This window comes from Pantoea sp. BJ2 (assembly GCF_040255075.1).
GTDB classification, from domain to species: Bacteria; Pseudomonadota; Gammaproteobacteria; order Enterobacterales; family Enterobacteriaceae; genus Pantoea; species Pantoea leporis.
In genome coordinates this window covers 3,233,624-3,247,867 of the sequence record NZ_CP158292.1, presented here as the reverse complement: position 1 = coordinate 3,247,867, position 14,244 = coordinate 3,233,624, and the positions used below count along the sequence as shown (strand labels likewise).

14 protein-coding genes are annotated in these 14,244 nt (G+C 54.0%); 13 read left to right on the top strand and 1 reads right to left on the bottom strand.

Annotated features, from left to right (window positions below; translation table 11 throughout):
- Positions 1–2 precede the first annotated feature (2 nt).
- From cysN to AAF463_RS15010, 13 genes are all read left to right on the top strand, one after another.
- Positions 3–1,430, top strand: coding sequence for a sulfate adenylyltransferase subunit CysN (gene cysN, locus AAF463_RS15070; protein WP_101762602.1), 1,428 nt, complete (start codon positions 3–5; stop codon positions 1,428–1,430).
- Positions 1,430–2,035, top strand: a complete 606-nt coding sequence (gene cysC / locus AAF463_RS15065) for an adenylyl-sulfate kinase (RefSeq protein WP_008104549.1) — start codon at positions 1,430–1,432, stop codon at positions 2,033–2,035. Before cysN ends, cysC begins: the two co-directional genes overlap by 1 nt.
- Positions 2,036–2,090: 55 nt before the next feature.
- A complete protein-coding gene (locus AAF463_RS15060; RefSeq protein ID WP_350261021.1) occupies positions 2,091–2,411 on the top strand; it encodes a DUF3561 family protein in 321 nt (106 codons plus the stop codon).
- Positions 2,412–2,582: 171 nt separating this feature from the next.
- Positions 2,583–2,900 (top strand): cell division protein FtsB, encoded by a 318-nt coding sequence (gene ftsB / locus AAF463_RS15055; RefSeq protein WP_101762604.1) that lies wholly within the window; start codon positions 2,583–2,585, stop codon positions 2,898–2,900.
- 3 nt (positions 2,901–2,903) lie between these two features.
- On the top strand, positions 2,904–3,620 hold the full coding sequence (ispD, locus tag AAF463_RS15050; RefSeq protein WP_101762605.1) for a 2-C-methyl-D-erythritol 4-phosphate cytidylyltransferase: 717 nt from the start codon (positions 2,904–2,906) through the stop codon (positions 3,618–3,620).
- The gene (gene ispF / locus AAF463_RS15045; RefSeq protein ID WP_061719965.1) at positions 3,620–4,102 is read left to right on the top strand and encodes a 2-C-methyl-D-erythritol 2,4-cyclodiphosphate synthase; all 483 of its coding nucleotides are present in this window, start codon (positions 3,620–3,622) and stop codon (positions 4,100–4,102) included. Before ispD ends, ispF begins: the two co-directional genes overlap by 1 nt.
- On the top strand, positions 4,099–5,142 hold the full coding sequence (gene truD, locus AAF463_RS15040) for a tRNA pseudouridine(13) synthase TruD (RefSeq protein ID WP_350261020.1): 1,044 nt from the start codon (positions 4,099–4,101) through the stop codon (positions 5,140–5,142). The genes ispF and truD overlap by 4 nt, the downstream gene beginning before the upstream one ends.
- On the top strand, positions 5,123–5,884 hold the full coding sequence (gene surE, locus AAF463_RS15035; RefSeq protein WP_350261019.1) for a 5'/3'-nucleotidase SurE: 762 nt from the start codon (positions 5,123–5,125) through the stop codon (positions 5,882–5,884). Before truD ends, surE begins: the two co-directional genes overlap by 20 nt.
- Positions 5,878–6,504, top strand: a complete 627-nt coding sequence (locus AAF463_RS15030; RefSeq protein WP_350261018.1) for a protein-L-isoaspartate(D-aspartate) O-methyltransferase — start codon at positions 5,878–5,880, stop codon at positions 6,502–6,504. Before surE ends, AAF463_RS15030 begins: the two co-directional genes overlap by 7 nt.
- A 172-nt stretch (positions 6,505–6,676) precedes the next feature.
- Entirely contained in the window at positions 6,677–7,792 is a 1,116-nt protein-coding gene (nlpD, locus tag AAF463_RS15025; protein ID WP_350261017.1) for a murein hydrolase activator NlpD, read from the top strand.
- A 48-nt stretch (positions 7,793–7,840) separates the two neighbouring features.
- Complete coding sequence (gene rpoS / locus AAF463_RS15020) at positions 7,841–8,839, top strand: RNA polymerase sigma factor RpoS (RefSeq protein WP_007893257.1); 999 nt, start codon at positions 7,841–7,843, stop codon at positions 8,837–8,839.
- A 457-nt stretch (positions 8,840–9,296) separates the two neighbouring features.
- Positions 9,297–10,517 carry an MFS transporter gene (locus tag AAF463_RS15015; RefSeq protein WP_350261016.1) on the top strand — a complete coding sequence of 407 codons (1,221 nt, stop codon included), beginning with the start codon at positions 9,297–9,299 and terminating at the stop codon, positions 10,515–10,517.
- Positions 10,514–11,290, top strand: a complete 777-nt coding sequence (locus AAF463_RS15010; protein WP_350261015.1) for a GolD/DthD family dehydrogenase — start codon at positions 10,514–10,516, stop codon at positions 11,288–11,290. Before AAF463_RS15015 ends, AAF463_RS15010 begins: the two co-directional genes overlap by 4 nt.
- 103 nt (positions 11,291–11,393) lie before the next feature.
- Here AAF463_RS15010 and mutS read toward each other — a convergent pair whose 3' ends face one another.
- On the bottom strand, positions 11,394–13,937 hold the full coding sequence (gene mutS / locus AAF463_RS15005; RefSeq protein ID WP_101762611.1) for a DNA mismatch repair protein MutS: 2,544 nt from the start codon (positions 13,935–13,937) through the stop codon (positions 11,394–11,396).
- Between the last annotated feature and the right edge of the window lie 307 nt (positions 13,938–14,244).

Below are 14,244 nucleotides of genomic sequence, written 5' to 3'. Positions count from 1 at the left end.
AGATGAATACCGTTATTGCACAACAGATTGCCGATCAGGGCGGCGTAGAAGCCTGGCTGACCGCGCAACAACATAAGAGCCTGCTGCGTTTCCTGACCTGCGGTAGCGTCGACGACGGCAAAAGTACGCTGATTGGTCGCCTGTTGCACGACACGCGTCAAATTTACGAAGACCAGCTCTCCTCGCTGCACAATGACAGCAAACGTCACGGGACGCAGGGTGAGAAGCTGGATCTCGCGTTACTGGTTGATGGCTTGCAGGCCGAGCGCGAGCAGGGCATCACCATTGATGTGGCGTATCGCTATTTCTCCACTGAGAAGCGCAAATTTATTATTGCCGACACGCCGGGACACGAGCAGTACACCCGCAACATGGCGACCGGTGCATCGACCTGCGATTTGGCGATCCTGCTGATCGATGCGCGTAAAGGCGTGCTGGATCAGACGCGTCGTCACAGCTTTATCTCCACGCTGCTGGGCATCAAGCATCTGGTGGTCGCCATCAACAAGATGGATCTGGTGGAGTACAAGCAAGAGACCTTCGAGCAGATCAAACAGGATTACCTCGATTTCGCCGCGCAGCTGCCGGAAGACCTTGATATTCGCTTTGTGCCGATGTCGGCGCTGGAAGGCGATAACGTGGCAACGCCCAGCGTCACCATGCCGTGGTACAGCGGCCCAACGCTGCTCGACGTATTAGAAACCGTTGAATTGAACCGCGTGGTGGATCATCAGCCAATGCGTTTCCCGGTGCAGTATGTGAACCGTCCTAACCTCGATTTCCGTGGTTATGCCGGTACGCTGGCTTCGGGTGTGGTCAACGTCGGTCAGCGCGTGAAAGTGCTGCCATCGGGCGTGGAATCGACCATCTCGCGCATCGTCACCTTCGATGGCGATCTGCCTGAAGCGGGTGCCGGTGAAGCGATTACCCTGGTGCTGAAAGATGAGATCGACATCAGTCGTGGCGATCTGCTGGTGGATGCGGAAGCCGAGCTGCAAGCGGTGCAATCCGCCACCGTTGACGTGGTGTGGATGGCGGAACAGCCGCTGCAGCCCGGGCAAAGTTACGAAGTGAAGATCGCCGGTAAGAAAACTCGCGCGCGCGTTGAGAAAGTGATCCATCAGGTGGAGATCAACTCGCTGGAGAAGCGCACCGTGGACAGTCTGCCGCTTAACGGCATTGGCCTGGTCGAACTGACCTTTGACGAACCGATGGTGCTGGACGCGTATCGCCAGAATCCGGTGACTGGCGGCATGATCTTTATCGATCGTCTGAGCAACGTGACGGTGGGCGCGGGCATGATTAATCAGCCGCTGACCGATGTGCGTACGCAAGCGGGTCAGTTCAGCGATTTCGAGCTGGAGCTGAACGCGCTGGTGCGTCGTCACTTCCCACACTGGAACGCGCGCGATCTGCTGGGTGGCAAGTAATGGCGCAACACGATGAAAACGTGGTGTGGCACGATCATCCGGTAACGCGCGAGGAGCGCGAACAGCAGCACGGCCATCAAGGCGTGGTGCTGTGGTTCACCGGGCTTTCCGGCTCGGGGAAATCCACCGTGGCCGGCGCGCTGGAGCAGGCGCTGCATCGGGCCGGTGTGAACACCTATCTGCTGGATGGCGACAACGTGCGTCACGGTTTGTGCCGTGACCTCGGCTTTAGCGATGACGATCGTAAAGAGAACATTCGTCGCGTCGGCGAAGTGGCGAAACTGATGGTCGATGCCGGTTTAGTAGTGCTGACCGCATTTATCTCGCCGCATCGCGCGGAACGCAATATGGTGCGCGATCTGCTGGCTGAAGGGCAGTTCATCGAAGTGTTTGTCGATACGCCGTTGGCCGTGTGCGAAGCGCGCGACCCCAAAGGTTTGTACAAAAAAGCCCGTGCCGGTGAGCTGCGTAATTTCACCGGTATCGATAGCGTTTACGAGGCGCCAGACGCCCCGGAAATCCACCTTGATGGCGAACAATTGGTTACAAAACTCGCCGGCCAATTGTTAGACCTGCTGCGTCACCGCGATATCATCAGATCCTGAACCGACAGCGGCAAATCCCTTTGGGTTTGCCGCGCTTAGCGTCAACAGGATCTCTATGCAGAACGTAACGCCCATGCTAGCCCGTAAAGATGAACGCACCCCGGATGAGCCTCGCTCATCACTGCCGGGCGGCGTGTTTGGCTTTCTCTCGTACTGGTGCGCACTGGCGATTCCGTTCATGCTTTACGGCTCCAACACGCTGTTCTTCTTCCTCTACACTTGGCCATTCTTCCTCGCGCTGCTGCCGGTTTCGGTACTGATTGGCATCGTGCTCAGCCTGATGATCCGCACTCACTTATTCTTGAGCGGGATCGCCACGGCGATTGTGGTGGTGTGCTTGTTCTGGCTGCTGTTCTCATTTCTCTCCGGTTGGTAACGCCCAGCTGATGTGCAAACGCATCGGCAGGTTACAAAACTTTACCTGCCGTCTCGCCTCCTACTCTGGCATTATTTGCACGGCTAAACGCCCGTGCGCGGCATTTTCGCCGTCGCAGTGGAGTCCAGCGTCAAGTTATGGGATGATTGGGCCGTTTTTCAGGGGGCGGGGATGGGAAAACTGACGTTACTGCTACTCGTGCTGCTGGGATGGCTTCAATATTCCCTGTGGCTGGGTAAGAACGGTATTCATGACTATACGCGCGTCAACGAAGACGTCGCGACACAACAGGCGAATAACGCCAAGCTTAAAGCGCGTAACGATCAGCTATTCGCCGAAATTGACGATCTCAATGGCGGCTCTGAAGCGATCGAAGAACGCGCACGTAATGAACTGGGCATGATTAAGCCCGGTGAGACTTTCTATCGTCTGGTGCCAGACCAGAACAAACGTAACGCGCAACAAGCTGCGCAAAATCAACAACGATAAGCCATGAACAAGCGCCCGATCCTTGCGGATGTGATTGCCGTGGTGCCCGCCGCAGGTGTGGGCAGCCGAATGCAGGCTGCCTGCCCAAAACAGTATCTGACCATTGGTCAATTCACCCTTCTTGAACACAGCGTCGCACGTCTGCTGGCACATCCTGCGGTAAAACAGGTAATTGTGCCGGTCAGCAATGACGATGGCTGGTTCGATTCACTACCGCTGGCGCAGGATTCCCGTATTCTCCGCGTGACCGGTGGCAACACGCGCGCCGAATCAGTGCTGGCGGGCTTAAACGCCATTCACCACAGCGAATGGGTGCTGGTGCATGACGCCGCGCGTCCTTGCCTGCATCCGGACGATTTAGCACGTCTGCTGGCGGTACGTGAGTACAGCAAGGTTGGCGGAATTCTGGCGGCGCCGGTGCGCGACACCATGAAACGCGCCGAACCGGATAAAACCGCCATCGCCCACACCGTTGAACGCGAGGATTTATGGCACGCGTTAACGCCGCAATTTTTCCCGCATCAACTGCTCACCGCTTGCCTGACGCGCGCACTCCATGAAGGCGCTACCATTACCGATGAAGCGTCGGCGCTGGAGTATTGCGGTTATCACCCAGAATTGGTGAGTGGACGCAGCGACAATATTAAGGTGACGCGGCCAGAAGATCTGGCGCTGGCGGCCTTCTATCTTACCCAGATTCAGTTACAGGAGAGCGCATGATGCGTATCGGTCACGGTTTTGACGTTCACGCTTTTGGCGGCGAAGGTCCGTTAGTGATTGGCGGGGTGCGTATTCCCTTCGAACACGGTTTTATTGCCCATTCTGATGGTGATGTGGCGCTGCATGCGTTGACGGATGCCTTGCTCGGCGCGGTGGCGATGGGCGATATCGGCAAGTTATTCCCGGATACCGATCCGGCGTTTAAAGGCGCTGACAGCCGCGGTTTGCTGCGCGAAGCCTGGCGTCGGATTCAGCTGAAAGGCTATCGCATCGGTAACGTTGATGTGACCATCATTGCGCAGGCACCGAAAATGTTGCCGCATGTGCCGCAGATGCGCGTCAATATCGCCGAAGATCTCGGTTGCCATATGGATGACGTCAACGTCAAAGCCACCACCACCGAAAAGCTGGGCTTTACCGGGCGTGGCGAAGGCATTGCCTGTGAAGCGGTTGCGCTGCTGATAAAGGCCGATCAGGCATGAGTGAACTGCATTACCTGCACGGCGTGCCGACTGCCACCGGCGTCATCAAAGCCAATCCCGAAGATTTCGTGGTGATTGAAGATCTTGGCTATCCCTATGATGGCGAAGGTGAACAGCTGTTGGTGCGCATCCGTAAAATTGGCTGCAATACGCGCTTTGTCGCTGAAGCCATCGCCAAATTTCTCGGCGTGCCGGTGCGTGACCTTAGCTATGCCGGCATGAAAGATCGTCATGCCGTCACCGAGCAAACACTCTGTTTCCGCGTACCGGGCAATGGCATGCCGAATCTGGCCGGATTCCAGCTGGATGGCGTTGAAATCCTGCAGGTGATTCGCCACAAACGCAAACTGCGTACCGGCGCGCTGGCGGGCAATGCGTTCCGCTTAGTGGTGCGTCAGATCTCCGATCGCCGTGAAGTCGACGCACGTTTACAGCAGATTCAACAGCGCGGCGTGCCGAACTACTTTGGTGAGCAGCGCTTTGGTCGTGGCGGCAACAACCTGACGCAGGCGAAACAGTGGGCGAAAGAGACATTCCGTCCGCGCGATCGCAATATGAAAGGTTTGCTGTTGTCAGCGACCCGCAGCCATCTGTTTAATCAGGTGACCAGCGCGCGTTTGCAGCGTGATGGCGCACTGGATGTGGTGCAGGTGGGCGATGCGGTACAGCTGGCCGGTCGCGGCAGCTGGTTCGTGGCGCAGGCGGAAGAGTTGCCTGACTTGCAGCAGCGCATCGATAATCATCAACTGCGCATCACTGCGCCGCTGCCGGGTCGCGGTGATGCGGGTCCGCAAGGCGACGCGCTGCTTTTTGAGCAGCAGAGCCTGGCAGGCGCAGAAGAATTGATTACACTGCTTGAGCGCGAGCGGGTTGATGCCGCGCGTCGTGCAATGCTTGTGATGCCAAAGGATCTGCGCTGGGAATGGTGGGACGATGTGACGCTGGAGATGCAGTTCTGGCTGCCCGCGGGCAGTTTTGCCACCAGCGTGGTGCGTGAGCTTCTCCAACAAGAAGGTAACGATGCGGATATTGCTGAGTAACGATGATGGAATTCATGCGCCAGGTATTCAGACGCTGGCGCGTGCTTTACGTGAGTTTGCCGAGGTGCAGGTTGTCGCGCTCGATCGCAATCGTAGCGGCGCATCAAACTCGCTCACGCTGGAGACGCCGCTGCGTACCTTTACACATGAAAACGGCGATATCGCGTTGCAGATGGGCACGCCGACCGACTGCGTGTTCCTCGGCGTGAACAAGCTGATGCAGCCGCGTCCCGATATCGTCGTGTCCGGCATCAACGCCGGTCCAAACCTTGGCGACGATGTGATTTACTCCGGTACCGTCGCTGCGGCAATGGAAGGGCGCCATCTTGGCTTGCCTGCGCTCGCCGTTTCGCTCAACGGACATCAGCATTACGACACCGCCGCATCCATCACTTGTACGCTGTTACGTGCGCTGTCGCGCGCTCCGCTGCGTACCGGCCGTATTCTCAATATCAACGTGCCTGATTTGCCGTTAGCGGAGATCAAAGGTTTCCGCGTGACCCGCTGCGGCAGCCGCCATCCCGCCGATCAGGTTATCTGCACCGAAGACCCGCGCGGCCAGCCGCTTTACTGGATTGGCCCGCCGGGGCAAAAGCTGGATGCAGGCCCGGATACCGATTTCGCTGCGGTGGATGCGGGCTACGTTTCGTTGACCGCGCTGCATGTGGATTTGACCGCGCATGCTGCACAAGAAGTATTAAGTGACTGGCTGACCCAGGCAGAGGTAAAACTCGCATGGTGAATCGCCGCATCGAAACGCTTTTGGAGCAGCTGCGCGCGCAGGGCATTCATGATGAACACCTGCTGAAAGCCATTGCCGATGTGCCTCGTGAGCGTTTTATCGATGAGGCGTTTGAGCATAAAGCGTGGGAAAACGTTGCGCTGCCGATTGGCAACGGCCAAACCATCTCTCAGCCTTACATGGTGGCGCGCATGACCGCCTTGTTAGAGCTCACGCCGGAATCGCGCGTGCTGGAAATCGGCACCGGCTCTGGCTATCAGACCGCGATTCTGGCGCATCTGGTTAATCATGTTTATTCCGTCGAACGCATCAAGGGCTTGCAGTGGCAGGCTAAGCGTCGCCTCAAGCAACTCGATCTGCATAATATCTCTACCCGGCATGGCGATGGCTGGCAGGGCTGGGCGACGCGTGGTCCGTTTGATGCCATTATCGTGACCGCCGCACCGCCTGAAATTCCGACTTTGCTGATAGCGCAATTAGGTGACGGCGGCAAAATGGTGCTGCCGGTTGGCGAGGATCAGCAGGTATTGAAGCGTTTGCGTCGTCAGGGCAATGAATTGATTGAAGAAATCATCGAACCCGTGCGCTTTGTGCCGTTGGTTCAGGGCGATCTGGCCTAGGACAGCATTACGCAATTCTTCACAACTGTTACATGGCACGGCACAGTTGATATTGTTACTATCCTTGTTTATCAATGCTAAAAACCGTTTTTAACGTTACGCGCAGTGGATAATGCGGTTAACGCCGTTACACATTTATATTCAGGGTTGCCATCACGGGGGATCAGTGAGCATGGGAAGCACAGCATTTCAATTACGCCGTTTGGCGGCACTTTCATTGGTAGGTTTTTGGCTGGCGGGCTGTAGTTCTGGCGATAATACACAGGCACCCATTAGCCAGATTGGTGGTAATAGCGGCGATAGCGGTATGGCTTCAGCCCCAGGCGGCGGCATGATCTCTTCGCAAAACAGCGCTGTGCCCGCGATGCCACGTGGCGGAATGTTAAGCGGCGGCACACCATCGGCACAACCGTCAGGTGGAATGGTAAGTGACAATAACAATGTGGCCACGGAAAATGGTCGCATTGTGTACAATCGCAATTATGGGAATATTCCTAAAGGTAGCTACGGTGGTGAAACCTATACCGTTAAACGTGGCGATACCCTGTTCTACATTGCCTGGATTACCGGAAACGATTTCCGCGATCTGGCACAGCGTAACAATATTGCAGCCCCGTATGGCTTGAACGCTGGGCAAACGCTGCAGGTTGGTAATGGTAACGGCCAGACCATTACCGGTGGAAACGCGATTACTGCCGCCGATGCAACCCAGGGCGGCGTGCCAGTTACACTGAGCCAGACGCAAATTAAATCCACCCCTGTTGCACAGCAACCTGTTATTACGTATTCTGATGATTCGGGTAATTCGTCGGGTAGCAAATTGCTGCCGTCGAAAGGAGCAAATAATGTGGCAACGACCACAGCTCCGGTTGTCGCACCACCTACAGTCAGCAGCACGACTAATAGCACAACTCCAGTGGGAAGCTGGCGTTGGCCGACTGATGGGAAGATCATCGATAACTTCTCCGCTGCGGAAGGCGGAAACAAAGGGGTCGATATCGCCGGTTCGCGTGGACAACCTGTTGTCGCCACAGCTTCGGGAAGAGTGGTGTACGCAGGCAACGCGCTCCGTGGGTACGGTAATTTAATCATCATCAAACACAATGATGACTACCTGAGCGCCTACGCCCATAACGACTCTATGCTGGTCCGGGAACAACAGGAAGTTAAGGCGGGGCAAAAAATCGCTACCATGGGTAGCACCGGTACCAGTTCAGTACGATTGCACTTTGAAATTCGTTACAAGGGGAAATCCGTAAACCCGTTGCGTTATTTACCGCAGCGATAATCCGGCAGAACCTTGGTTCTGCCCTTGGATCACGGGTAGGAGCCGCTAATGAACCAGAATACGCTGAAAGTTAACGATTTACATGAAGATGCGGAATTCGAGGAAAACAACGGAGCTGAGGTTTTTGATGAGAAGGCTCTCGTTGAGAACGAACCTGGTGATAACAACGACGTAGCGGAAGAAGAGCTGTTGTCACAGGGTGCGACGCAACGCGTTTTGGATGCGACGCAGCTTTACCTCGGAGAGATTGGTTATTCACCGCTGCTGACGGCAGAAGAAGAAGTCTTCTTTGCGCGCCGTGCACTGCGGGGTGACATTCCATCTCGCCGCCGCATGATTGAAAGTAACTTACGCTTGGTAGTAAAAATTGCCCGTCGTTATAGCAATCGTGGTCTGGCGCTGCTGGATCTGATTGAAGAGGGTAATCTCGGCTTGATTCGCGCCGTAGAGAAGTTTGACCCAGAACGTGGGTTCCGTTTCTCAACTTACGCCACGTGGTGGATTCGTCAGACAATTGAACGGGCGATTATGAATCAAACCCGTACCATCCGTCTGCCCATTCACATCGTTAAAGAGTTAAATGTTTACCTGCGTACCGCGCGTGAACTTTCGCACAAGCTTGATCATGAGCCTAGTGCTGAAGAGATTGCCGAGCAGCTAGACAAGCCTGTTGATGACGTGAGCCGTATGCTGCGTCTTAATGAGCGCATTACCTCGGTCGATACACCTTTGGGTGGCGATTCCGAAAAAGCGCTGCTGGATATCCTGGCCGATGAGAAAGACAACGGTCCGGAAGACACCACACAAGACGATGATATGAAACAGAGCATCGTTAAGTGGTTGTTTGAACTGAATGCCAAGCAGCGTGAAGTGCTGGCGCGTCGTTTCGGCCTGTTAGGCTACGAAGCGGCAACGCTTGAAGATGTCGGTCGTGAAATCGGTTTGACCCGTGAACGCGTACGTCAGATTCAGGTGGAAGGACTGCGTCGTCTGCGTGAGATTCTGCAGACGCAAGGTTTGAACATCGAAGCACTGTTTCGTGAATAACAGAATACGTGGTTAATACAAGAAGCGGTGGTGAAAACCACCGCTTTTTTATTGGTTAAAATATACAGACAGCACTTGTTAATTCATCAAAGTAAAATCTTTTAACGCTATCACTTAAACCCTCACCTAAATAGATAAACGTAAATTAAATCCATTAGATATTAATTAAACATCTAATAAATGCTCAGTTTATCTTGCTCTCATTTAGCAATTTGTAATGTTGCGCACGACTTTCTTTGCGATTTTGCCTTATTTCTTTTCTCCGTGTCACTCTGATAAAAGTTTTTAACACGGTGCTATGCCATTTTCTTGCTCGCTGTATCACCAGGATATTCAAGCAATGAATAACTAAAAGGGAGTGAGAAAAACAATGCGTGTGCAAAGCAGCAGTACAAAGTCACAATACTCCAGAGTGGTTTTCGGAATGCCAATATCTCTGCTATGGGGATATATTGCGATGGCCACCTTCATGACCGGCGATGGCATCGAATTGGCTCATCTCTCCCGATATCTCTACGATCTCGGCTATGGAGAAAAACAAGTTTCATTAGTTTTCACCGTTTATGCGTTAACGGCAGCAGTTTCAAGTTGGCTTTCCGGTGCCGTCAGTGAAATTTATGGTCCGAAGAAAATTATGCTCACCGGCGCTATTTGGTGGATGGTGTTACATGCCGTATTTGTTTATTTTGGCGTAAGTGAAAATAACTTTACCTGGATGTTGGTGAGTTATACGTTGCGCGGCTTCGCTTATCCGCTGTTCTTTTATGGATTCTATGTATTAGTAGTGCAGCGCACGCCTGAGCATCGACTTGCCTCCGCAACCGGCTGGATATGGTCGATGTTTACCATTGGTTATGGCATTACCGCTTCCTTCCTCTCCGGCCTTCTGGTGCCTGAAATTGGGTTCATTAATACGCTTTGGCTTTCACTGCTGTTTGCTGCGGTGGGCGGTGTGATTATATTGTTTACGGTTAAAACTCAGAGTGAACACAATCTAAATAGTAACGGCGTCAGTCGCAAAGAAAAATTGCGGGAAATATCGCGCGGAATAACCTTGATCTTCGAAGACCGCAGTATGTTCTTTGCGCTGATAACACGCATCTTATGTAATGTGGCATTATTTGGCCTGCCGGTATTTATGCCGATCTATTTCACCCGTGAATTAGGATTTTCTACTAAAGAGTGGGCGACTATCTGGGGCGTATTTTTCCTGGTTCAACCAATAACCAATGTGCTTTGGGGCATTATTGGCGATCGTATTGGCTGGATTTTTCAAATGCGCTGGTTTGGTTTCTTCGGATGCACGATTACCACTGCCGCTTTCTATTATTTACCCTCATTTTTCCCAGGTAATCTGGCGTTAGCCATTGTCTGCGCGCTGTTATTAGCCTTAACGCTTACCTCCTTTGTGCCAATGGGGGCGATTTTCCCGATGCTGGCGCCGCAGCATAAAGGCGCTGCGGTTTCAGTGCAAAATCTGGGTGGTGGTTTCGGTAATCTAATTGGTCCGGCGGTTGCCGCACTAATGTTCGGCCTGTCATTTGAAATCAAGCACGTGATTATTACTTTCTCCGTTCTCTATTTTGCTGGCGGCGTCATGACATTCTTTATTCGTGATCCCCAACCAAAAATAGAGCGTAACGCTCCTTTCAAGACCACGGCCAGCGAATCCGAATGAATACCCCCAATGAAAAGGACCACAATATGACAACACCATTTTCACTGCAAAATAAGGTCGCCATCGTCACCGGCGCCGCATCGGGAATTGGTTACGCCATTGCCCGCTGTTTAAGTGCTGCGGGTGCTCAAGTGGCGATGATCGATCGCGCAGAAGAGGTAAAAACGGTTGCCAGCAAGATGGACAACCCTGCGCGAGGTTACGTTTTCGATCTGGCTAATGTCGAAGCGCTTGGCGAACTGGTTGAGCAGATTCACCATGATTTTGGCCGCATTGACATCCTGGTCAATAACGCCGGTATTGGCATGCTGGAATCCGTGGGCGAAGTGCAACTCGCCAGCTGGAATACCACGATGTTGATTAACATGACCGCGCCATTCTTCCTCGCTCAGCATTGTGCTCGATATATGAAAGAACACGGTTTTGGCCGCCTGATTAACATCGCCTCACAGGCCAGCGTCATTGCACTCAATGAGCACGCGGCATATTGCACCAGCAAATCAGGTATGGTGTCTTTCACGCGGGTGTTGGCAGCGGAGTTGGGGCCGTTTGGTATTACCGCTAATGCCATTTCACCAACGGTGGTTGAGACGGAATTAGGTAAGCGTTACTGGCATGGGGAGCGAGCGGAGCAGATGAAATCAAAAATCCCATCACGACGTTTTGCCACACCTGACGAAGTCGCGAGTACGGTGTTGTATCTCAGCAGCAATGAAGCGGCAATGGTCAATGGCGAGAATTTAGTGATCGATGGGGGATATAGTGTGATTTAAAGCCGGGCGAGTTGACTGGAATGAGCCCGCTAAAATTGCTTAACACCAGGGAATTGTAAAAAAAATGGCCCGCACAGAACGTTGCTTCTGGGCGGGCGAATAACTACACCAGCGTTTTCAAGCGATAGATCCATTCCAGCGCTTGTTTCGGCGTTAAGCTGTCTGGGTCCAGTGCCTCAAGCGCATCAACCGCCGGTGAGGTTTCTGCCACCAGCAACTGCATTTGCGAACCTTCCACTGTGGATGCGGCGGAGCTGCCAGATAACGCTTCCAGCTCCTTCAGCTTGTTACGCGCGCGCTTAATCACTTCCTTCGGCACGCCCGCCAGCGCCGCCACCGCGAGACCATAACTTTTGCTTGCTGCACCATCCTGCACGCTGTGCATAAAGGCGATGGTGTCTCCGTGTTCGACCGCATCCAGATGCACATTCACGACACCTTCCATTTTTTCCGGCAGCGTGGTCAGCTCGAAATAGTGGGTGGCAAACAGCGTCATGGCCTTAATGCGATTCGCCAAACTTTCAGCGCAGGCCCATGCCAGCGACAAACCATCATAAGTCGAGGTGCCGCGCCCGATTTCATCCATCAGTACCAGACTGTTTTCGGTAGCGTTATGCAGAATGTTGGCGGTTTCCGTCATCTCCACCATAAAGGTTGAGCGTCCGGAAGCCAGATCATCAGCAGCCCCGACGCGCGTGAAGATGCGATCGATAGGGCCGATGACGGTCTCTTCTGCTGGCACATAGCTGCCTATCCACGCCATCAGCGCGATCAACGCTGTCTGGCGCATGTAGGTACTTTTACCGCCCATATTGGGGCCGGTAATGATCAGCATGCGACGCTGCGGTGAGAGTGACAGCGGATTCGCGATAAACGGCTCTTTCAATACCTGCTCGACCACCGGATGGCGGCCTGCAGTAATACGGATGCCGGCTTTTTCTTGCAGCACCGGGCGGCAATAATTCAGCGTCCATGCACGTTCGGCCAGGTTCGCTAGCACGTCCAGCTCAGAGAGTGCAGCCGCACTGATTTGCAGGGCTTCAAGATGTGGTAGCAAGCGATCAAACAGCTCATCGTAGAGACCTTTCTCCAGCGCCAGCGCTTTGCCCTTCGACGTCAGGACCTTATCTTCATACTCTTTTAGTTCAGGAATGATATAGCGTTCAGCATTCTTCAGCGTCTGGCGGCGAACGTAATGAATCGGCACCAGATGGCTTTGACCACGGCTGACCTGAATGTAGTAGCCGTGAATCGCGTTAAAGCCGACTTTCAGCGTATCCAGCCCGAGTTTCTCGCGCTCTCGGATTTCCAGACGATCAAGATAATCGGTGGCACCATCGGCTAGCGCACGCCACTCGTCGAGTTCAGCGTTGTATCCCGAAGCGATCACGCCACCGTCGCGCACCAGCACTGGCGGCGATTCAATGATCGCCTGTTCCAGCAACTCACGCAGTTCGGTAAATTCGCCCATCTGAGAGCGCAGATTAATTAACTGCGTGGCCTCAACGCCCTCGAGTTGTTGGTTTAACTCGGGCAACTGCTGGAAGGCATGGCGCATACGTGCCAAATCGCGTGGGCGCGCGGTGCGCAGTGCCAGTCGCGCCAGAATACGCTCCAGATCGCCCACCTGGCGCAGCACCGGCTGCAGCTCCTGACTAAGTGATTGCAGTTCTGCGATAGACTCCTGACGCCGGGCAATGGTAGTGACATCGCGCAGCGGCATATGCAGCCAGCGTTTCAGCATACGGCTGCCCATCGGCGTGACGGTTTTATCCAGTATCGCCGCCAGTGTGTTCTCGATGCCGCCGGCCAGGTTTTGCGTTATTTCCAGGTTGCGGCGCGTAGCAGCATCCATGATCACGCTATCCTGCTGACGCTCCATGCTCAGCGAGCGAATGTGCGGTAATGACGTGCGCTGCGTGTCTTTAACATATTGCAGTAGACATCCTGCAGCGCGTAGCGCCAGATGCGCCTGCTCAACGCCAAAACCACTTAAGTCGCGGGTGCCAAATTGCAGATTGAGCTGCTGGCGCGCCGTATCGATTTCATATTCCCACAGCGGGCGGCGACGCAGGCCACGGCGTTGATCGATCAACGTCATTGCCTGGAAATCTTCGGGATAGAGCAGTTCAGCCGGATTGGTGCGCTGCAGTTCTGCTGCCATCGTCTCCAGATCGCCGGGTTCACTCAGGCGGAAGCGACCAGAACTGATGTCCAGTGTTGCATAACCAAAACCGCGCTGGCTCTGGAAGATGGCGGCGAGCAGGTTATCCTGGCGCTCTTGCAGCAACGCTTCATCGCTGATGGTACCGGGTGTAACGATACGCACCACTTTTCGCTCAACCGGGCCTTTGCTCAAGGCTGGGTCGCCAATCTGCTCACAGATCGCCACCGATTCGCCGAGCTGGACCAGTTTCGCCAGATAGCCTTCAACCGCATGGTAAGGCACGCCCGCCATCGGAATCGGTTCCCCAGCAGAGGCGCCGCGTTTAGTCAGAGAGATTTCCAGCAGTTGCGAGGCGCGTTTCGCGTCATCGTAAAACAGCTCGTAAAAATCGCCCATGCGATAAAACAGCAGGATGTCAGGATGATCGGCCTTCAGGCGCAGGTATTGCTGCATCATCGGCGTATGGCCACTAAAGTCCATTTGCTCTGCTCCTTTCATCTCATTCTCACTCAACATTCATTCTTTTAATTACCTGAGGCTGGGTCAATGCAGCCCGGAAGTGTCGTTATCACTTGGGCGGATAACGAAAGCGGGATATTACCATTTTTGCCGCGTAACCTTCATCCGCCAGCAGGGCTTTATGGCTGCCGACCATAACAAATTGCCGCAAACGGTAAAAAGCAAAATTTAATGAAAAAGGTAAAGTGTGGAGCGGTTTCGCAAATTCGCGTTGCAACCGGCTGAAACGGGCGGGAAACGGCTAAATTTTAAGATATTGCTCTGTATG